3 protein-coding genes are annotated in these 22,041 nt (G+C 77.6%); all 3 read right to left on the minus strand.

All coding sequences use genetic code 11. From position 1 onward, the window contains the following. Positions 1-4: 4 nt before the first annotated feature. Entirely contained in the window at positions 5-18,667 is an 18,663-nt protein-coding gene (locus tag MUU72_RS05510; RefSeq protein WP_248011970.1) for a non-ribosomal peptide synthetase, read from the minus strand. A 209-nt stretch (positions 18,668-18,876) separates the two neighbouring features. Beyond that, positions 18,877-20,232 (minus strand): serine hydrolase domain-containing protein, encoded by a 1,356-nt coding sequence (locus MUU72_RS05515; RefSeq protein ID WP_248011971.1) that lies wholly within the window; start codon positions 20,230-20,232, stop codon positions 18,877-18,879. A gap of 141 nt (positions 20,233-20,373) precedes the next feature. Next, positions 20,374-21,582: a cytochrome P450 gene (locus MUU72_RS05520; protein ID WP_248011972.1), complete on the minus strand. Its 1,209-nt coding sequence runs from the start codon at positions 21,580-21,582 to the stop codon at positions 20,374-20,376. Positions 21,583-22,041 lie beyond the last annotated feature (459 nt).

Below are 22,041 nucleotides of genomic sequence, written 5' to 3' on the forward strand. Positions count from 1 at the left end.
TTCCTCACCGTTCGTCGTGGTCGGCGTGGTCGGCGTGGTCGCCGGTGCGGGCGGTGTCTTCCAGGTCGCGCAGGACGTACTCCTCCACCAGGTCCGCGAGGGCGGCGACGGTGCGGGCGGTGAGCACGTCGCGGGGCGTGAGGCGCACGCCGAAGGTCTCACCGGCCCGGGAGGCGAGCCGCAGGGCGCGCAGCGAGTCGCCGCCCAGGGCGAAGAAGTCGTCCTCGACGCCCACCGGGCGGTCCAGGACCTCCGCCCAGAGGTCCGCCAGGCACTCCTCGGTGGGGGTGCGGGGCGCGCGGGGCGCGGTGGCGGCGGGCTCCTCCGGAGCGGGGGCCGGGAGGGCGGCGCGGTCGGTCTTGCCGTTCGGGGTGAGCGGGAAGCGCTCCAGGACGACGAAGGCCGAGGGGACCATCGGGCCGGGCAGGGTCCGGGCGGCGACGGCGCGCAGCTCGGCGGCGGACGGGGCGGCGGTGCCGGGGGCGGCGAGCAGGTGGGCCACCAGGCGCGGCGCGCCGGGCTCGTCCTCCCGTACGGTCACCACCGCGTCCCGTACGGCCGGGTGGCCGGTCAGGGCCGCCTCCACCTCGCCGGCCTCGATCCGGTGGCCGCGCAGTTTCAGCTGGTGGTCGGTGCGGCCGAGGTGGTGCAGCACACCCTGGGCGTCGCGGCGGACCAGGTCGCCGGTGCGGTACATCCGGCTGCCCGGCGGGCCGTAGGGGTCGGCCGTGAAGCGGGTCGCGGTCAGGCCGGGGCGGTGGAGGTAGCCGCGGGCCAGCGAGGGCCCGCTGAGCCACAGTTCGCCGGGGACGCCGTCGGGGACGGGGCGGAGCCGGGCGTCGAGGACGTAGCCGCGGCTGCCGGGCCGCGGGCGGCCGATGGGCGGCGCGGCGCCGTCCGGGCGCAGCGGTGCGGACCAGGTGGCGACCACTGTGGCCTCGGTGGGGCCGTAGGAGTTGATCATCCGGTGATGCGGGGCCCAGCGGGCGACCAGGTCGGCGCCGCAGGTGTCCGCGCCGACGATCAGGGTGCGCAGGTCCGGCAGCGTCCCGGCGGCGTCGGGCGGGACGGTGGCGAGCGCGGCGGGCGGCAGCAGGGTGTGGGTGACGCGTTCGGCGCGCAGCAGCTCGGCCAGTTCGGTGCCGAGCAGCGGGCCGGGCGGCGGCACCACCAGGCGGGCGCCGGCCGGCAGCGCCAGGCACAGCTCCAGCACCGAGGCGTCGAAGCTCGGGCTGGCGAAGGCCAGGACCCGGTCGCCGGGCCGCACCCGGTAGTGGTCGGCCTCGGCGGCGGCGAAGGCGGCCAGGCCGCGGTGGGTGACGACCACGCCCTTGGGGGTGCCGGTGGAGCCGGAGGTGTAGATGACGTAGGCGGGGTCGTCGAGGTCGAGCGGGCGGGTGCGGTCCCGGTCGGTGGGGCGGTGGTCCGGTGCGCCGTCGGCGTCGGCGTCGGCGTCGGCGTCGGCCAGGAGGGCGTCGGCCTCCTCGGCGTCCAGGGTGACGGCGGGGTCCGCGTCGCGCAGCATCAGGGCGATCCGCTCGGCCGGGTATTCCGGGTCCACCGGCAGGTAGGCGGCGCCCGCCTTGGCGGTGGCGAGCTGGGCGACCAGCATGGCGGCCGAGCGCGGCAGCACCAGGGCGACGAGGGCGCCGGGGCCCGCGCCGCGGGCGATGAGCCGGTGGGCGAGGCGGTTGGCGCGCCGCTCCAGCTCGGCGAAGGTCAGCGTCAGGCCGGGCGCGCTGACCGCGGGCGCGTCGGGCCGGCGGTCCGCCGCCGCCTCGACGAGCGCGGCCAGGGTGGCCGGCGGGACGGGGTCGGGGGCGGCCGGGGCGGTCAGCCGGGCGTGCTCCTCGGGCGGCAGGGTGCGGACGGCGTCGAGGGTCGCCGCGCCGCCGGCCGGGTCCGCCGCGGCCAGTGCGGTCAGGGTGTGCACCAGCTGGGCGGCGAGCGAGCGGGCGGTGGACTCCGTGAAGCAGCTGGGGTCGTAGCCGAGTTCGACGCGCATCCCGGTGCCGGGCGAGACCACCACGGTGAGCGGGTAGTTGGTGGCCTCCAGGGCGTGCAGGTCGTGGACGCGCAGGCCGTGCGCGGTGGCCGCGCCGTCGTTGATCGGGTAGTTCTCGAAGACCACCAGGCTCTCGAACAGCGGGCTGCCGGCCGGCACGTCGCTCCACTCGCGCAGTTCCGCGAGCGGGAGGTGGCCGTGGCCGCGGGCGGTGGCCTGGTCGGTCTGGAGCGCGCGCAGCCAGTCGGCCGGGGCGGCGGCGCCGTCCACGTCGCACCGCACCGGCAGGGTGGTGATGAACAGGCCGGGGATGGTGTCGGCGCCGGGCAGGCCGGCCGGGCGGCCGGAGACGGTGGTGCCGAAGCACACCTCCCGCTGCCCGCTCCAGCGCGACAGCAGCAGCGCCCAGGCGCCCTGGACCACGGTGTTGAGGGTGAGGTGGTGGCGGCGGGCGAAGTCCTGGAGCGCGGCGGTCTCCCGCTCCCCGAGCCGGTACGGCAGCCAGGTCCCGGCACGGGTGGGCGCGCCGGGGGCCGGGCGGCGGTCGTAGGGCAGCGGGGTGGGGGCGGACAGGCCGGCCAGGGCGCGGCGCCAGTGCGCCCGCGCGGGGGCCGGGTCCTGCGCGGCGAGCCAGGCGGCGTACGCGGCGAACGGGCGGCGGTCCGGCAGCTGCGGTTCGGTGCCGGCGGCCAGCGCCGCGTGGCAGGCGAAGACGTCGGAGAGGACCTGGAAGACGCTCCACCCGTCGAGCAGCACGTGGTGGAAGGTCCACACCACCCGCACCTCGGACGGCGCGAGCCGGATCAGGGTGAGCCGGAGCAGCGGCGGCCGGTCCAGCGGCATGCCCCGTTCCCGGTCCTCGGCGAGCAGTCGGGCCAGCGCCGCCTCGCGTGCCTCCGGTGTGCGGGCGCTCCAGTCGAGGGTGGTGACGGGCAGGGTGACGGCGCGGTGGACGGTCTGGAGCGGGGCCGGTACGCCGTCCAGGACCACCGCGGTGCGCAGGACCGGGGTGCGGTCCACGACCTGCTGCCAGGCGGCGGCCAGCAGCGCGGGGTCGGTGACGCCGTCCAGGACGAAGGTGGCCTGTTCCACGTAGAGGCCCTGGCCCGGTGCGTCGAGGGTGTGGAAGACCAGGCCGGTCTGGGTGGGCGTCAGCGGGTAGATGTCGGTGACGTCCCGGCCGTCGCCGGCGAGCCGGTCCACGGCGGCTTGGTCGAGGCGGGCCAGCGGGAAGTCGGAGGGGGTGCGGCCGCCGGCGCCGGGGGCGGCGCAGTGCCGCAGGATCGCCCGGAGTTCGGCGGCGGTCTCCTCGGCGAGCCGGGCCACCGTGGCGCGCCGGTGCAGGTTGGCCGAGTACGACCAGGTGAACTCCAGCCGCTTGTCGGCGACTTGGCCGATCACGTCGATCAGGTGCGGCCGTTCGGCGGCCGGATCCAGGTCGCCGCCGAGCGCGCCGCAGGGGGCGTGCAGCAGACCGCCGTCCCCGGTGGCGCTCCAGTCCTGCCGGCCGAGGTAGTTGAAGACGATCTGCGGGGCGTCCGGCAGGCCGTCCGGAGCCGGGGTGCGCAGGTGGCGCAGCGCGCCGTGGCCCAGGCCGTGCCGCGGCAGCGCCCGCAGCCCCTCCTTGGCGGACTTCAGTGCGGACGCGAGGTCCGCGTCCGGCGGCAGGTCCAGCGCGACCGGGTACAGGGAGGTGAACCAGCCGACGGTGCGGGAGAGGTCCACGTCCTCGAAGAGGTCCTCGCGGCCGTGGCCCTCCAGTCCGAGCAGCACCCGGTCGCGGCCGGTCCAGCGGGCCAGCACCCGGCCCAGTGCGCACAGCAGGACGTCGTCGATCCGGGTCCGGTAGACGTCGGGCACGTCCTGGAGCAGCCGCCGGGTCTCCTCCTCCTCCAGGCGGACGGTGACGGCCTCCTCGGAGTCCGCGGTGTTGCGGCCGGTGTGGTCGGTGGGCAGGGCGGGGTCGCCGCCGGCGGCCCGCCAGAAGGCGAGTTCGGCGTCGAACCCGCCGGCCTCCGTGTACGTGCGCAGCCGCTCGGCCCAGGCGCGGAACGAGGTGGTCTTGGGGCCGAGCGCGACCGGGCCGCCGGCCCGCACCTGGCGGTAGGCGGTGTCCAGGTCCTCCAGGAGGATCCGCCAGGACACCGCGTCCACGACCAGGTGGTGGGCGGCGAGCAGCAGCACCGGGCGGTCCCGGTCGCCCAGGTGGCACAGGGCGGCCTTCAGCAGCGGGCCCCCGGCCAGGTCGAAGCCGGCGCTCAGCTCGCGGCCGAGCGCGCGCAGCGCGGCCGGGTGCTCCCCCGGGTCCCGGCCGGACAGGTCGCGCACCTCCAGGGCCGGGGGCGTGCCGGGCGCCGTGCCGTACTGGCGCCAGTGGCCGCCGCCGGTGGGGCGGTACCGCATGCGCAGCGCGTCGTGGTGGTCGAGCACCGCGCCCAGGGCCGTCCGGAGCGCGTCCTCGTCGGTGTCGGCGGCGAGGTGCCAGGACAGCGCCTGGCTGAAGCGCGCCGGGTGGTCGGGGAGGGTGGCGAAGAGCCAGTGCTGGACGGGGGTGAGCGGCACCTCGCCGACCACCGGGCCCTGTTCGGCGGTGGTGGCGGCGGCCCGCGGTTCCCCGGCGGCCGCGGCGAGCGCGGCGACGGTCTGGTGGACGAAGAGCTGGCGCGGGGTCAGCGCGAGGCCGGCCCGGCGGGCGGCGGAAACGATCCGGATGCTGAGGATGGAGTCGCCGCCGAGCGCGAAGTAGTTGTCCTCGGCGCCCACGTGAGCCACGCCCAGCACCTCGGCCCAGATCGCGGCGAGCACCCGCTCGGTCTCCGTGCGCGGCGGGACGTGCCCGGCCGCCGGGGCGGTGGCCGGGCCGGGCGCGGGCAGCGCGCGCCGGTCGAGTTTGCCGGTGGGGCCGAGCGGCAGCCGCTCCAGGGGCACGACGAGCGAGGGCACCAGGTGGTCGGGCAGGCTGCGGGCCATGAAGGCGCGCAGGGCGGCGGGGTCGGGGGCGGCCCCTGCACGGGCGACCGCGTAGCCCACCAGCCGCTTGTGGCCGTCGGTCTCGACGACCCGGGCGGCGGCCGCGGCCACCTCGGGGTGGCGGGCCAGCGCGGCCTCGACCTCGCCCGGTTCGATCCGGTAACCGCGCACCTTGACCTGGTCGTCGGTGCGGCCGAGGTAGACCAGGCGGCCCTCGGCGTCCCAGCGGACGAGGTCCCCGGTGCGGTACATCCGCTCGCCCGGCGGGCCGAACGGGTCGGCCGGGAAGCGCCCGGCGGTCAGGCCGGGCCGGGCGAAGTAGCCGCGGGCCACGCCGGTGCCGGCCAGGTACAGCTCGCCGGGCGCCCCGACCGGGACCGGGCGCAGCCGCGCGTCCAGCACGTAGGCCCGGGCGCCGGCGACCGGGCGGCCGATCGGCGGGGTGCGGTCGGGGTCGGCGGGGTCGCAGGTCCCCGCGGTGGCGTAGACGGTGGCCTCGGTGGGGCCGTAGATGTTGACGACCCGGCAGCCGGGGACGGCGGCGCGGACCTCGCGGACGGTGCGGGCGGCCAGCGCCTCCCCGGCCAGCACCACGGTGTCCGCGGTGACCTGGGCGGTGCCCTCGGCGAGCAGCCGGCCCAGGGCGGAGGGTACGGCGCTGAGCAGGCCGGCGGTCCACGGTCCGGGGCGTTCGGCGAGGGCCAGCAGGTCGCGGACGATCTCCACCAGGCCGCCGGACAGCAGCGGGCAGAGCAGTTCGAAGACCGACACGTCGAAGTTGAGCGAGGTGGACGCCACGACGTGGGACAGGCCCCCGGGCCCGAACGCGGTGGCCGCCCACTCGGCCAGCGCCACCACCGAGGCGTGGGTGACCACCACGCCCTTGGGCACGCCGGTCGAGCCGGAGGTGTGGATGACGTAGGCGGGGTGGTCGGGCAGCAGCGGGCCGGTCCGCTCCGCGTCGCGGAGGTCGGCGGCGGGTTCGGCGGCCAGCCGCTCCGCCAGTCCGGGGTCGTCCAGGAAGAGCCGGGTGGCGGGCCCGTCCGGCAGCCGCCCGGCGGTGGCCGCGCTGGTGAGGACCAGGTCCGGGGCGATGTCGTCGAAGAGGAACGCGACGCGCTCGGCGGGGTATCCGGGGTCCACCGGCAGGTAGCCGGCGCCGCACTTGAGGACCGCGAGCAGGGCCACGGCCAGGTCGGCGGTGCGCGGCAGGGCGAGCGCGACGAACCGTTCGGGGCCGGCGCCGGCGGCGGCCAGCAGCCGTGCCAGCCGGTTGGCGCGGTCGTTCAGCTCCCGGTAGGTCAGCCGGTCCGGGCCGGCCTGGACGGCCGGGGCGTGCGGGGTGCGGGCGGCCTGCGCCTCGAACACCTCGGGCAGCGTGCGGCGCGGCCGGGGGACGGCCGGTCCGCCGAACTCCGCCAGGACGCGGTGGCGTTCGGCCGCGGAGAGCAGCGGCAGCTCCGCCAGCGGGCGGTCCGGGTCGGCGGCCATCGCGGTGAGGAGGGTGCGCAGGTGGTCGCCGAGGCGTTCGACGGTGGCGGTGTCGAAGACCTCGGGATCGTGGTCGAGGGCGATGGTCAGCCGCTCGCCGGGCACCACGATCACGCTGAGCGGGTAGTTGGTCGGCTCCAGGTCGCGTTCGGGTTCCAGGCCCAGGCCGTGCCGGGCGAGGGCGGTGCGGTCGAAGGGGTAGTTCTCGAAGACGACGAGGGTGTCGAACAGGGCCGTGCCGGGCGGCAGTTCGCTCCAGGACTGGATGTCCGCCAGGGAGACGTGGTCGTGGCGGCGCGCCTCGGACTGGGCGGTCTGGAGCTCGCGCAGCCAGTCCAGCAGGGCGCGCCGGCCGTCGACGCGCACCCGCGCGGGCAGGGTGTTGATGAAGAGGCCGACCATGGTCTCCACACCGGGCAGCGCGGCGGGCCGGCCGGAGACGGTGGTGCCGAACACCACGTCGTCGCGGGCGGTCCAGCGGGACAGCAGCAGGCCCCAGGCGCCCTGGAGGACGGTGTTCATGGTGAGGCCGGCGCGCTGCGCGGTCTCCCGCAGGCGCGCGGAGTCGGCCGCGTCCAGGGTGACGCGGACCGAGCCGGTGGACGAGGCGCGGTGGGCCTCCGCCGGGGTGCGGTCCTGCGGGAGCCGGGTCGGCTCGGTGAAGCCGGCCAGCGCGGTCCGCCAGTGCTGCTCGGCCTGCCCGGTGTCCTGCTCCGCCAGCCAGCGCAGGTAGCCGCCGAAGGGCGGGCGGGCCGGGACCTCGGGCGGCCGCCCGGCGGTGAGCGCCGCGTACCGTTCGCAGACCTCGTCGAAGACCTGGGCGGCGCTCCAGCCGTCGAGCAGGACGTGGTGGAACGTCCACACCAGGCGGACCCGGTCGGCGGAGAGCTTGATCAGGGCCAGCCGCATCAGCGGGGCGCGGGTGAGGTCGAGGCCGGCCGCGCGGTCCTCGGCGAGCAGGCCGGCCAGGGCGCGGTCGCACGCCTCGGCGCTGCGGCCGGTCCAGTCGTGGTGGGTGACGGGCACGGTGGCGGCGGGCTGCACGACCTGGAGCGGCTCGGGGGTCTGCGCCCACACCAGGCGGGTGCGCAGGACCGGGTTGGCGTCGGCGGTGCGCTGCCAGGCGGTGGCGAGCGCGGCCGGGTCGCGGACGCCGGTCAGCACCAGCTGGACCTGGTTGACGTAGGTGTGCGCGGCGGGGTCCATCAGGGTGTGGAAGAGCATGCCCGCCTGCATGGGCGTCAGCGGGTAGAGGTCCGCCACCTCCCGGCCGTTCCCCGCGACGCGGTCCACGGCCGCCTGGTCGAGGTGGGCGAGCGGGAAGTCCGAGGGGGTGCGGCCGCCGGCGTCCGGGCCGGCGCAGTGCGCGATGAGGTCCTCCAGTGCCGTGCGCATCGCGGTGGCCAGGGCGGTGACGGTCGCGGTGCGGTGCACCGCGCGGCTGTGGTACCAGGTGAGTTCCAGGCAGTCGTCCTCGACCCGGCCGACCACGTCGAGCAGGTGCGGGCGGACGGTGCCGGGGGCGGCGGCGCCGTCCAGTCCGCCGCGCACCCCGCGGATCAGCCCGCCGTCGCCGGACCAGTCGAACCGCCCCAGGTAGTTGAAGCTGATCCCGGGCTGCGGCGCCCCGGCGAGCGCGCCGTCCGCGGCGAGGTGGCGCAGCGCCCCGTGGCCCAGGCCGCGGCCGGGCACGGCGCGCAGCTGCTCCTTGACGGACTTCAGCGCCGTCCCCCAGTCTCCGTCGGGGAGGTCGAGCGCCACCGGGAAGAGGGTGGTGAACCAGCCGACCGTGCGCGACAGGTCGACGCCGTCGAAGAGCGCCTCCTCGCGGCCGTGGCCCTCCAGGCCGACGGCGACGGTGCGCCGGCCGGTCCAGTCGGCCAGGACCCGGCCGAGCGCGGTCAGCAGCACGTCGTTGATCTGCGTGCGGTAGGCGGCGGGGACGTCGCGCAGCAGCGCGGCGGTGTGCCGGCGGTCCAGGCGGACGGTGACGGTGCCGAGGTCGGCGACGGTGTTGGGGCCGTCGGCGTCGGTCGGCAGCGGCGCCGCGCAGTGGCCGGCCACCGTGCGCCAGTGGTCCAGCTCGGCGGCGAACCCGCCGGCCTCGGTGCGCGCGTGCAGCAGCCCGGCCCACTCCTGCACGGAGGTGGTGCGGGCCGGCGGGGCCGGCGGCTGCCCGGCGCGGGCCCGGTGGTAGGCGCTCTCGAAGTCCTCCAGCAGGATGCGCCAGGAGACGCCGTCGACGACGAGGTGGTGGGCGGCCAGGAACAGCCGGGGCGGCGCGTCCGGCGCGCCGGTGAACAGCCGGGCGGCGAGCAGCGGTCCGCGGGCCAGGTCGAAACCGGCGTGCGCCGCCGCGAGCGCCCGCTCGACGGCGGTGGCGCACTCCTGCGGGTCCCGCCCGGCCAGGTCGTGGACGTCCAGGGCCGGCGGCGCGGCGGCGTCCGGGGCCGGGCAGTGCTGCCGCCAGGTGCCGTCCGCCCGCGGGGCGAAGCGGGCCCGCAGCGCGTCGTGGTGGGCCCACAGCGCGTGCAGCGCGGCCCGCAGCGCCGGGACGTCGGGCTCCTCGGCCAGTTCGAGCAGGACGGACTGGTTGAAGTGGCCCGGGTGCGCCGGGCGGGCGTCGAGGAACCAGCGCTGGATCGGCAGCAGGCGGACCTCGCCGCTGACCGGCCCGGTGCCGGCGACGGGTGCGGCGGTACCGCCGGCGGCGGCCAGCGCGGCGACGGTGGGGTGCCGGAACAGGTCCCGGGGGGTCAGCGTCAGGCCCGCCCGGCGAGCCCGCGAGACGACCTGGATGGAGAGGATCGAATCGCCGCCCAGCATGAAGAAGTTGTCGTCGGCGCCGACCCGTTCGACGCCGAGCAGCTCCTGCCAGATGCCGGCGAGGATCCGTTCCGCCCCGGCGCGCGGCGGGCGGGAGGTGCCGCCGGTGGCGGCCCACCGCGGGGCGGGCAGCCGGCGCCGGTCCACCTTGCCGTTGGCGGTCAGCGGCAGCGCGTCCAGGGTGGTGAAGGCGGCCGGGACCATGTAGTCCGGCAGCTGCCCGGCGAGGACGTCGCGCAGCTCTCCGTCGGGTGGCACGGCGGCGCCCGGGGCGGGGACGAGGTAGGCGGCCAGGCGGGTGCGGCCGTCCGTGCGGACGGCGGTCAGCAGCGCCTCGGCGACGGCCGGGTGCCGGGTCAGCGCGGCCTCGATCTCGGCCGGTTCGACGCGGAAGCCGCGGATCTTGATCTGGTCGTCGGTGCGCCCCACGAAGTGGAGTTCACCGCCGGCGCTCCAGCGCACCAGGTCGCCGGTGCGGTACATCCGGCTGCCGGGCGGCCCGAACGGGTCGGCGACGTACCGCGCGGCGGTCGCGCCGGGCCGGCCGTGGTAGCCGCGGGCGACCCCGGCGCCGGCGAGGTACAGCTCGCCGGGGATGCCCGGGGGCTGCGGCCGCAGCGCGCCGTCCAGGACGTGCACGCGGGTGTTGTCCAGCGGGCGGCCGATGGGCAGGGTGGCGGGCAGCGGGTCGCCGGCGCGGAAGACCCGCCGGGTCGCGAAGGTGGTCGTCTCGGTCGGGCCGTAGCCGTCGACGACGGCCAGGTCCGGGCAGGCGTCGAGGACCCGGCGCGCCGCGGCGCCCGGCACCGCCTCGCCGCCGGTCCACACCTCGCGGGCGCCGCGCAGGCAGCCGGGGTCCTCCTGGGCCAGCAGGCGGAACAGCCCGGCGGTCAGCCACAGGCAGGTGACGCCCTGTTCGGTGACCGCCCGGCGCACGGTGGCGGCCTCCACGTCGCCGGGCGGGGCCAGGACGGCCCGGCCGCCGCGCAGCAGCGGCACCCACAGTTCGTAGGTGGCCGCGTCGAACGCCGCCGGGGAGTGCACCAGGACCCGGTCGTGCCCGGCGAAGGCGCGGTCGGCGGCGAGCGCCACGACGTCGCGGTGGCGGACCGCGACGCCCTTGGGGCGGCCGGTGGAGCCGGAGGTGAACATCAGCTGGAGCGCGTTGTCGGGGTGCGGGGCGGGGCGCGGGCCGGGGTCCGGGACGCCCTCCGGGCCGGGGCCGGCGGGGGCGTCCGGGGCGTCGGCCGTGACGGGCAGGATCCGGCCGCCGGGGGCCACCGCGCGGGCGGTGTCCTGCCGGGCGGCGTCGGTGAGCACGAGGTCCGCGCCGGCCTCCGCCAGCAGCTGCCGCAGCCGCTCCCGGGGCGCGCGGGTGTCCAGCGGGACGTACACCCCGCCCGTCCTGGCGAGGGCGACCTGGGCGATGACGAGGGCGGCCGAGCGGTCCATCAGGACGCCGACCGGCCGCTCGGGGCGCACGCCGAGCCCGGCCAGCTCCCGGGCCAGCGCCCCGGCCCGGGCGTCGAGTTCGCGGTAGGTCAGGCGCAGCGCGCCGGCGTCCACGGCGACCGCGTCGGGGGTGCGCCGGACCTGCTCGGCGAAGAGGTCGGCGACCGTCCCGGCGGGCAGCGCGGTGGCGGTGGCGTTCCACTCCTCGACGACCTGGCGGCGGCGCGCGGCGCCGAGCAGCGGCAGCCGCGCGGGCGGGCGGCGGGCGCCGTCGGCCATGCCCGCCAGCAGCTCGGTGAGGTACTCCGCCATCAGCTCCACGGTGGCGGCGTCGAACAGCTCCGGGTCGTAGCCGAGGCGCAGGGCCAGCTCCGGGCCGGGGTAGGCGACCAGGCTCAGCGGGTAGTTGGTGGTCTCGATGCCGTCGAGGCCGCTCAGCCGCAGCCCGTGGGCGGCGGCGGACGCGTCGCCGCCCGGGTAGTTCTCGAAGACCACGATGCTGTCGAACAGGGCGGTGCGCTCGGGCAGTCGGCCGAGCTGCCGGAGCCGGGCGAGCGGTACGTGGCCGAACCGCCGGTCCCCGGTCTGGATCTCCTGCACCCGGCGCAGCCACTCCACGAGGGTGCCGTCGGCCGGGACGGCCAGCCGGGTCGGCAGGGTCGCGATGAACAGGCCGGTCATCGCCTCCGCGCCGGGCAGCTCCGGCGGCCGGCCGGAGACGGTGGTGCCGAAGACCACCTCCGGGCGGCCGCTCTGCCGGGCCAGCAGCACCGCCCAGGCGCCCTGCACCAGGGTGTTGACACTCACCCCGGCGTCCCTGGCCAGGTCCGTCAGCCGGGCGGTGGCCGCGGCGGGCAGGGTGGCGCGCACCGCCGCGGTGGATTCCGCCCGGTGGTTCTCCCTGGGGTCGCGGTCGTAGGGCAGGGGGGTGGGTTCGGTCAGTCCGCCGAGCCGGGCCCGCCAGTGCTCCTCGGCCGCCGCCGGGTCGCGGTCCCGCAGCCAGGCGACGTAGTCGCGGAACGGCCGGCGGGCGGGCAGGGCGGCCGCCGGCGCCGGGCCGTCCCCCGGCGCGCGCAGCGCGGCGTGGTGGGCGAAGACGTCGGAGAGCACCTGGAACAGGCTCCAGCCGTCCAGCACCAGGTGGTGGAAGGACCACACCACCCGTACCTCGGTGGCGGAGAGCCGGACCAGGGCCAGGCGCTGGAGCGGGGCGGTGGCCAGGTCGATGCCGCGCCGCCGGTCGCGGTCGAGGAGGTCGCGCAGCCGGGCCTCGCGGTCCTCTGGCGGCAGGGCCCGCCAGTCCAGGTGGGTGATCGGCACGGCGACGTCCTGTTCGACCACCATCAGCGGCTCGGGCACGTCCTGCCAGGCGACGCGGGCGCGCAGCACCGGGGTGCGGTCGGTGACGTGCTGCCAGGCCGCGGCGAGCACCGCGGGGTCGGGCACACCGTCCAGGACGAAGGTGAGCTGCTGGAAGTAGACGCCGCCGTCGCCCTGGGAGAGCCGGTGGAAGAGCATGCCGGCCTGGGTGGGGGTGAGCGGGTGGACGTCCTCGACGGCGCGGGGGCGGTCGCCCGCCAGCCGGTCCACGGCCGGCTGGTCGAGGGCGGCCAGCGGGAAGTCGGACGGGGTGCGGCCGCCGGCCCCGGGGGCCGCGCCGTGCCGGGCGATCTCCCCCAGGGCGGCGGCGAACTCCCCGGCCAGGTGCGCCACGGTGGCCTCGTGGTGCAGGTTCGCCGAATAGCACCAGCTGAACTCCAGCGCGTCGCCGTCGAGCCGGCCGACCACCTCCAGGGCGTGCGGCCGCTCGGCGGCCGGGTCGGCGTCCAGGGCGAGCGGGCGGTACGGGCCGCGGTAGAGGCCGCCGTCGGTCGCGGGCGGGTCGAACCGGCCGAGGTAGTTGAAGCTGATGCCGGCGGACGGGCCGGCCGGCAGGCCCTCGGGGCGGGTCAGGTAGCGGTGGACGCCGTAGCCGAGGCCGCGCCCCGGTACGGCGCGCAGCTGCTCCTTGACGGACTTCAGCACGGTGTCCCAGCCGGCGTCCGGCGCCACGGTGAGCAGGACCGGGTAGCGGGTGGTGAACCAGCCGACGGTGCGGGAGAGGTCCACGTCCGCGAAGAGTTCCTCGCGGCCGTGGCCCTCCACGTCGACGGGGACCGCCGCGCGTCCGGTCCAGGCGGCCAGCACCCGGCCCAGCGCGCTCAGCAGCACGTCGTTGACCTCGGTGCGGTAGGCGCCGGGCAGGGTGTGGAGCAGGGCGGCGGTGTCCTGCGGGGTGAGCCGCACGGTCACCGCGCGGGCCGACGCGTAGGTGTTGGCGCCGGCGCGGTCGGCGGGCAGCGCCGGGTCGGCGGCGCGGGCCTGCGCGGTCCAGTACGCGGCCTCGTCGCGGAAGCCGCCGGCGTCGGCGTGCGCGGTCAGCCGGCGGGCCCAGTGGCGCAGCGGGGTGGAGGCGGCCGGCAGGGCGGCGGCCCCGCCGCCGCGCCGGGCCCGGTAGGCGCGGTCCAGGTCCGCCAGCAGGATGCGCCAGGACACCCCGTCGACCACCAGGTGGTGGACGGCCAGGTGCAGCACCCGGGGCCGGTCCGCGCCCCGGTCGTGCAGCACCGCGCGCAGCAGCGGCCCGCGCGCCAGGTCGAACGGGCCGAGGTGCGGGGCGTCGTCGTCGGGGCCGGTGTGGTGGCGCAGGTCGACCGGCGGCGCGGTGCGGTCGATGTGCTGGTGGCGGCGGCCGTCGGCGTCCGCCGGGAAGCGGGAGCGCAGCGCCGCGTGCCGGTCGGTCACGTCCCGCAGAGCGGCCCGCAGCGCGGCGGTGTCCAGGTCCGCGGCCAGCTCGACGGAGAGGGTCTGGGCGAAGTGGGCGGCCCGCTCCGGATCGGCCTCGAACAGCCAGTGCTGGATGGGGGTCAGCGGCGACGGGCCGGCGGGGTCGGCGGCGGGGGCCGGAGCGGCGGGCCGTCCGGCGGCGTCCGCGCACCGCGCCAGGGCGGCGACCGTCTGGTGCCGGTAGACATCGCGCGAGGTGACCGCCAGACCGGCCTGCCGGGCCTGGGCGACCACCTGGATGCTGAGGATGGAGTCGCCGCCGAGCGAGAAGAAGTTGTCCGCGGTCCCGACCCGCTCGACCCGCAGCACCTCGGCCCAGACGGCGGCCAGGGTGCGTTCGGTCGCGGTGCGCGGGGCGACGTACGCGGCGGCCGCGCCCGCCGTCCAGTCGGGGGCGGGCAGGCGGCCGCGGTCCAGTTTGCCGTTGGGGTTGAGCGGCAGCGCGTCCAGGACGAGGACGGTGGCGGGCACCATGTAGTCGGGCAGGGTGCGGCCGAGCCGGCGGCGCAGTTCGGCGGGCGCCGGATCCGCTCCGGGCGCCGGGACGACGTAGCCGATCAGGCGCGGGTGGCCGTCAAACTCCCGGGTGGCGGCGGCTGCTTGGGCGACGCCCGGGCAGCGCAGCAGCGCCTCCTCGACCTCGCCCAGTTCGATGCGGAAGCCCCGGACCTTGACCTGCTGGTCCACCCGGCCCAGGTACTCCAGTTCACCGCCGGCGGTCCACCGCACCAGGTCGCCGGTGCGGTACATCCGGCTGCCGGGCGGCCCGAACGGGTCGGCCGGGAAACGGGTGGCGGTCAGCCCGGGGCGCCGGAGGTAGCCCCGGGCCAGGCCCCCGCCGCCGAGGTACAACTCCCCCGGTACGCCGGGCGGTTGGGGGCGCAGCCGGTCGTCGAGGACGTAGCAGCGGGTGCGGGCGACCGGGCGGCCGATGGGCGGGGCCTGGTCGGGCGGGGTGGGGCCGGCGAACCACGCGGTGGCGTAGACGGTGGCCTCGGTCGGCCCGTAGATGTTGGCGACCGCGGCGGACGGCATGGCCTGGCGCAGCTCCCGTACGGTCCGGGCCGGGAGCGCCTCGCCGGCCAGTACCACGGTGTCCGCGGTGACCGCGCCGGCGCCCCGGGCGAGCATCCGGGAGAGCACCGAGGGCACGCCGCTGAGCAGGCCGGCCCGGTACGGTGCGGGGTCCGGCCGGTCGGCGAGCGCCGGCAGGTCCGGCACCACCTCGACGGTGCCACCGGACAGCAGCGGGCAGAGCAGTTCGAAGACCGACACGTCGAAGTTGAGCGAGGTGGACGCCACGACGTGGGACAGGCCCCCGGGCCCGAACGCGGTGGCCGCCCACTCGGCCAGCGCCGCCACCGAGGCGTGGGTGACCACCACGCCCTTGGGCACACCGGTCGAGCCGGAGGTGTAGATGACGTAGGCGGGGTGGGCCGGGTCCAGGGGGCGGGGCCGGTCGGCGTCGGTGAGGTCGCCGGCCGGGCAGCCGGCCAGCCGGGCCGCGGTCGCGGGGTCGTCGAGCACCAGGTGGGCGGTGCCCGCCGGCAGGCAGCCGGCGGTGTCGCGGGTGGTCAGGACGAGGGCGGGGGCGGCGTCGGCGAGCATGAAGCGGAGGCGTTCGGCGGGGTACCCGGGGTCCACCGGCAGGTAGCCGGCGCCCGTCTTGAGCACCCCCCACAGCACCGGCAGGAGGTCGGCGGAGCGCGGCAGGGCCAGGGCCACGAGGGTCTCCGGGCCGGCGCCGTGGCCGATCAGCAGCCGGGCGAGGCGGTTGGCGCGCCGGTTCAGCTCGGCGTAGTCGAGCCGGGTGCCGCCGCAGACCACGGCGGTCCGGTCGGGGGTGCGGGCGGCCTGCGCCTCCAGGAGGGCGGGCAGGGAGGTGTCCGGGGCGGGCCGGGCGGGGGTGTTCCAGGCGTCGAGCAGGGTGCGGCGCTCGTCGTCGGTGAGCAGCGGCAGGTCGGCCACGGCCCGCTGCGGGCCGTCCGCCATGGCGTCCAGCAGCCGGTGCAGCTGCCGGCTCATCCGGGCCGCGGTGGCGGCGTCGAAGAGGTCGGTGGTGTACTCGACCGTCAGCTCGACGGATCCGTCCGGCTGCGGCCGGAATTCCAGGACGAGGTCGAAGCGGGCGGCCGGCCGCGGCAGCGGGTGCTCCGCGATCCGTACGCCGCCGGCCTCCCGCGGGTGCCCGGCCGGGGTCTGCTGGACGACCAGGACCTGGACCAGCGGGGTGCGGCTGGGGTCGCGCGGCGGCGCCAGTTCCTCGACGAGGCGGTCGAAGGGGACGCCGGCGTGGCCGAAGGCGTCCAGCAGTGTGCCGCCCAGCGTGTCCAGGAACCCGTCGACGGTGGCGGCGGGATCGACGTCGGCGCGCACCACGAGGGTGTTGGCGAAGAAGCCGGTCACGTCCTCCAGTTCGCGCCGGTCGCGGCCGGTGGTGACGGTGCCGAAGGCGATGTCGCGCCGGCCGGTGTAGCGGGCGAAGAGCACCGCGGCCGCCCCGGCGAACACGGTGAACGGGGTGGTGCCCCGGTCCCGGGCGAGGGCGCCGAGGCGCTCGGTGAGGGCGGCCGGCAGCCGGTGGCGGTGGGCCGCGCCGGAGGTGCTGCGCACCGGGGGCCGCGGCCGGTCGGCGGGCAGGTCGAGCTGGGGCATCCCGGCGAGCTGCCGCTTCCAGTAGGCGAGGTCGTCGGCGTGGCGGCCGGGGGTGCGCCGGGCGTGCTCCCAGGCGGCGAAGTCGGGGTACTGGAGAATCGATTCTCCGAGGCCGTCGGGGGTGCCGTCGGCCTCCGCGCCGTACAGCGCGGCCAGTTCCCGCACCAGCACCCCGACCGACCAGCCGTCGGTGACGATGTGGTGCTGCGCCAGCAGCAGCAGGTGCTCGTCCGCGGCGAGCGTGACCAGCAGCGCCCGGGTCAGCGGGCCCTCGCGCAGGTCGAAGGGGCGGCGCAGCTCCTCGGTGAGCAGGCGGTCGGCCTCCGCCGCGCGGTCCGCGGCGGGCCGGTCGCGCACGTCGGCGGTGGCCAGCGGCAGCACGGCGGCCTCCGCGACGCACTGCATCCCGTGGCCGTCGACGGTGGCGAAGGTGGTGCGCAGGGAGTCGTGGCGGGCGGTGAGCCGGTCCAGGGCGCGGCGCAGCGCCGCGGTGTCCAGCGGGCCGCGCAGGTGCAGCGCGACCCCGGTGTTGTACTCGGTGCCGCCGGCCGTCAGGTCGTCGAGGAACCACAGCCGTTGCTGCGCGGCGGAGAGCGGCAGCGGCCGGTCCCGGGGCGCGCGCGGGATCGGCGCGGGCGGCGCGGCGGGCGCCGGTTCGCCGAGGAGGGCCGCCAGGGCGGCGAGGGTGCGGGCGCCGAAGACCTCGCGCAGGGTGAGCCGGACGCCGAGCGCCGCCCGGATCCGGGCGAGCACCCGCGCGGCGAGCACGGAGTCGCCGCCGAGGTCGAAGAAGTCGTCGTCGGTGCCGGGCTCGGGCACCCCCAGGACCTCCGACCAGATGGCGGCGAGGGTCCGTTCGGCGGGCGTCCGCGGGGCGCGGCGGCCGGGCCCGGGCGCGCGGTCCGGTCCGGGCGCGGGCAGCGCGTCCCGGTCGGTCTTGTGGTGCGCGGTGAGCGGGAACGCGTCGAGCACGACCACCGCGGACGGCACCAGGTGGGCGGGCAGGGCGCGGGCCAGGGCGGCGCGCAGCGGTCCGGGCCGCGGGGGCCGCGCCGGGTCGGCGGGGGTGACGTAGCCGACCAGCCGCCGGTGGCCGGGCTCGTCCTCGCGCAGCAGGACGACCGCGTCGGCCACCTCGGGCAGCCCGGCCAGCGCCGCCTCGACCTCCCCGGGTTCGATGCGGAAGCCGCGGAGCTTGACCTGCCGGTCGGCCCGGCCGAGGAACTCCAGGTCACCGCCGGCGCCCCGGCGCACCAGGTCGCCGGTGCGGTAGAGGCGGGTCCCGGGCGGTCCGGCGGGGTCGGCGACGAAGCGGGCGGCGGTCAGGCCGGGGCGGCCGAGGTAGCCGCGGGCGACGCCCGGACCGCCCACGTACAGCTCGCCGGCGGTGCCGTCCGGGACCGGCCGCAGCGTGGCGTCGAGGATCCGGATCCGGGTGTGCGGCAGCGGGCGGCCGATCGGGGGCGTGCCGCCGCCGGCGGCCAGCGGGCCGGTCCAGGAGGCCACGACGGTGGCCTCGGTGGGTCCGTAGGAGTTGATCATCCGGCGGCCGGGCGCCCAGCGGTCGGCGAGTTCGGCGGGGCAGGCTTCGGCGCCCACGACGAGGGTGCGCAGGCCGGGCAGCCGGTCGCCGTCGGCGGGGACGGTGGCGAGCGCGGCCGGCGGGATGAGGGCGTGGCTGATCCGGTGGTCGGCCAGCACCGCCGCGAGTTCGTCGCCCAGCCACGGTCCGTCCGGCGGGACGACGAGGGTGGCGCCGGACAGCAGGGAGATGCACAGCTCCAGGACGGCGGCGTCGAAGCCCGGCGAGGAGAACTGGAGGACCCGGTCCCCCGGCCCGGCCGCGTAGTGGGCGGCGGCCGCCGCGGCGAAGGCGCCCAGCCCGGTGTGGGGCACCACCACGCCCTTGGGGGTGCCGGTGGAGCCGGAGGTGTAGATGACGTAGGCAGGGTGCCCGGGGTGCAGCGGGGCGAGCCGGTCGGCGTCGGCGGGGGCGCGGTCGGGGCCGGTGGCGGCCCGCACCGCGGCCGGGTCGTCGAGGACCGCGACCGGGTCGGCGTCGGCGAGCATCAGGGCGCGGCGCGCGGCCGGGTACGCGGGGTCCACCGGCAGGAAGGCGCCGCCGGTCTTGGCCACGGCCAGTTCGGCGACGACCAGTTCGACGCAGCGGGGCAGCACCAGCGCCACGGTCCGCTCCGGGCCCGCCCCGCGGCCGATGAGGTGGTGCGCGAGGCGGTTGGCCCAGGCGTCGGCCTCCCGGTACGACCAGGTCCGCCGGCCGTCCGTCAGCGCGGGCGCGTCCGGGGTGCGCGCCACCCAGCGGGCGAAGAGGTCCGCGAGCACCGCGGCGGGGGCCGGGCCGTCCGGGCCGGATCCGGTGCCGGTGGTCGGGGCCTGCGGTAACGCGGACGCCGTGGCTGAACTCTGGTGCTGGTCCGTCATGATGGTCAGTCCTTCCGGGCGGGGACGGGGCGGCCGGCGGCCTGCGGGAGCTGCGGCGGTGCGGGGTGCCGCCCGGGGAGCGGGGCCGGGCGGCCGGGGGCGCACCGGAGTGTCCGCCGGGCCGGGTGCCAGGGGGTGTCCGCCCCGGCGCGACCTCCGGCCGGCAGAGCGGTCCGGCGCGGAACGGCGGGCGGGGCGGTGCGGACGCCCTAGGCGGTGGCGGTGCGGCGGGCCGTGCGGCCGGAGATCTGGAGGCGGTCGATCGCCCCGCTGGCGGGGTCCCGCAGGAAGCGCCCGCCCGGCACCAGGCGGCCGGTGGCGGGGTCCACCAGGTCGCAGGTCAGGTCCGGGTAGCAGACCAGCGGCGCCGGGGTGTCGCCGTCCACGGTGAGCGCCAGGCCGCCCGCGGCGTCGGCGGTGACGCGGTACTCCACGGTGCCGTTGCGGTAGCTTCCGGCGCCCTGCGGCAGCGCGGCGGCGGGCCCCCGCGCGGGCGGCCGGGCGGCCGCCGGGACCGGCTCACCGGTGAGCGGGCCCAGCTCGGCGGCGAGTTCGTGCCACAGGGCGGTGCCGTTGTTGGCGTTGGCGGTGAACGCCACCACGGTCCCAGTGTCCGGTTCGGCCCGCAGGTGGCAGGAGGTGCCCTGGGCGTTGCCGTCGTGGCCGCACCACAGCCGGGCGTCCTGCTGGAAGAGGGCGAGGCCCGCGCCCCAGGCGTCGGCGAGCGCCCCGGGCGCGGCGCCGGGCACCGGGCGGCGCATCTCCGCGGCGGCCTGCGGGCTCAGCACCGCGCGAGGGCCCGCGCCGGTCAGGGCCCGCCCCAGCGCGACCAGGTCCTCGGCGCTCGCCGCCAGGCCGCCCGCCGGGTCCTCGACGGGTGCGAGGGTCTGCCGCACCGGCCGCACCCGGCCGGAGGCGGGGTGGACGGAGTGGCCGCCGGCGACCGGCCGCCCGGGGGCCGGCTCGCCCAGGAACGCGGGCGCGGTGCCCAGCGGTTCGAGCACCAGCGTCCGCACGGCGTCCCGCCAGGCCATCCCGGTGACCTCTTCGATCAGCCGCCCGGCGGCGACGTATCCGGCGTTGGAGTACGAGAAGCCGGTGCCGGGCGCGCCCACCGCGTCCCGGTCGGCGCAGTACGCGGTGAGGTAGCGGGCGGCGGTCAGCCCCGCCGCGTCGTCGGAACCGGGCCCGGTGGGCAGCCCCCCGGTGTGGCTGAGCAGGTGCCGTACGGTCAGCCGTCCGGCCCGGCGCAGCTCCGGTACGTACGTCCCGGCGGGGTCGTCGAGGCCGAGGTCGCCGTCGTCGGCCAGGAGCAGGACGGCGGCGGCCGTGTAGGGCTTGGTCAGCGAGCCCAGCGGCACCGCGGTCGCGGCGGTCAGCGGCCGGCCCGTCCCGGCGTCCGCGACACCGGTGTGCGCGGAGTACGTCACCCCGTCGTGGTGGACGGCGAGTTGGGCCCCCGGCACCCGGTGGGCGCGGACGAGGGCGTCCAGGCGCTCTTGTAACAGGCGCCGTATCTGGGTCGGCTGCCGGTTCGCGACCGGCGCGCTGGAGGCGTAGGGCATGAGGAAGGGACTCCCGGGACTTGAGAACTGTCGAGGACATGACGCGGCTGCCTGCCGCGGGGCCGGGGCCGTTTCCGGTGGAGCGGGCCGGCCGGTCGCCCCGCGCGGCGGCCGGTGGGCCGGCCCGCGCGGCGTACGGCGCTAGGACCTGCGCACCTCCAGCGGCAGCCGGCGCGGGCTGACGATCACGGCCGGGTTCTGGAGCACGACCTCGCGGCCGTCCGGGACCGCGAGATCGGCGAAACGGTCCAGCAGCAGGCGGAGGGCGATCCGCGCCTCCAGCCTGGCCAGCGGCGCGCCGAAGCAGAAGTGGATGCCGTGGCCGAAGGTCAGGTGGGGGTTGGGATGGCGCGTCACATCGAAGCGGTCGGGTCCGTCGAACCGGGCCGGGTCGCGGTTGGCGGTGGCCAGATGGGCCGTCACCAGCGTGTCGGGCGGCAGCCGGTGGCCGCCGAGGACCACCTCGCGGGTGGTGCGGCGGCCCAGTTCGGGGAACGGCGGCAGCCACCGCAGCACCTCCTCCACCGCTCCCGGGAGCCGCCCGGGCTCGGCCCGCAGCAGGGCGGCGGCGTCCGGGTGGGCGTCCAGGCAGAGCACCGCGTTGCCCAGCAGGGCGGTGGTGGTGATGTGCCCGGCGACGAGCAGCAGCGCGACGAACCCGACGATCTCCTGGTCGGTCAGGCGGACGCCGTCCGCCTCGGCGGCCAGCAGTCTGCCGGTCAGGTCCGCCCCCGGGTCCCGCCGCCGGCGGCGGATGTGGTCGAGGAGGTAGCCGTTCATCTCCCGGACGGTGGGCGCCACGGCGGCCAGGGCACGTTCGAGGTCGGCCATGTCCGGGGCGTCGCCGAGGCCGTCCCCGGCGAAGAGGGCCGCCGCCCACTCCTGGAACAGCCCGCGGTCCGCGGCCGGTACGCCCAGCAGTTCGGCGATCACGATGACCGGCAGCGGGTAGGTCAGCGCGTCCACCACGTCGAACCGGTCGCGGTCGGCGACCGCGTCCAGGAGTTCGGTGGCCAGGGCGTGGATCCGCGGCTCCAGTCCGGCCACCACGCGCGGGGTGAACGCCTGGCTGACCAGGGTGCGCAGGGTTCCGTGGCGCGGCGGGTCCATGCCGACGAAGTTGCCCTGGCGGAAGGTCTCGAAGTCCGGCTGGGTGGGGGCCAGTTCCGCGAGGTCGGAGGAGTAGGTGGCCGGGTCGGCCAGGACGGCGGTCACCCCGCGGTGGTCGAGGACCTGCCAGGTGCCCTGCCGTGCGTCGTGGCGCACCGGGCCGGCCGCCCGCAGGTCCTGCCACCGGCCGATCAGCTCGTCGAAGACGGTGTCCGACGCGCTCAGTTCTTTGCTGGTCACCGGTTCTCCCTGAAGTACGGTCCGGGAGGGTTGTCCTCCCCGGTGGTGGTGCGCAGGACGGTTCGGCGGCCATACGCCCGTGAAAGGCGGTTCGCCATGTGACGCAAGAGGCTTACTATCACAGCCCTTTCATGCCCCTGACTGCTTTTCGATGAATTCTCCGCCGCCACCACGCGAATTGTGCCGCCGCCGGAATACCGCACACGGGCGCCACCACGGAACCGCGATAACACCGCCGACCCCGCCCCCACCGCCGTGCCAGTACCGCCAGTACCGCGGAACAGGCACCTCGGGCCCGAATGGCAGAGGGAACCACGCACTCGAGACCACGGTCCACGCACGCGACGACCCGCACTCCACGCTCCCGCAACGGAATAGCCGCGGCACGGAATTGCCGCACTCCACCCCGCCACCTTTCGCGGAAATCACGCAACGCCCATCACCCGACGCCCACTTCCG

This window comes from Streptomyces rhizoryzae (assembly GCF_023155275.1).
GTDB classification, from domain to species: Bacteria; Actinomycetota; Actinomycetes; order Streptomycetales; family Streptomycetaceae; genus Streptomyces; species Streptomyces rhizoryzae.

What these genes read in the sequence shown, in the direction of transcription:
- MUU72_RS05510 (WP_248011970.1), bottom strand. Translation starts at nt 18,667, where the DNA reads ATGACGGACCAGCACCAGAGTTCAGCCACGGCGTCCGCGTTACCGCAG.
- MUU72_RS05515 (WP_248011971.1), bottom strand. Translation starts at nt 20,232, where the DNA reads ATGCCCTACGCCTCCAGCGCGCCGGTCGCGAACCGGCAGCCGACCCAG.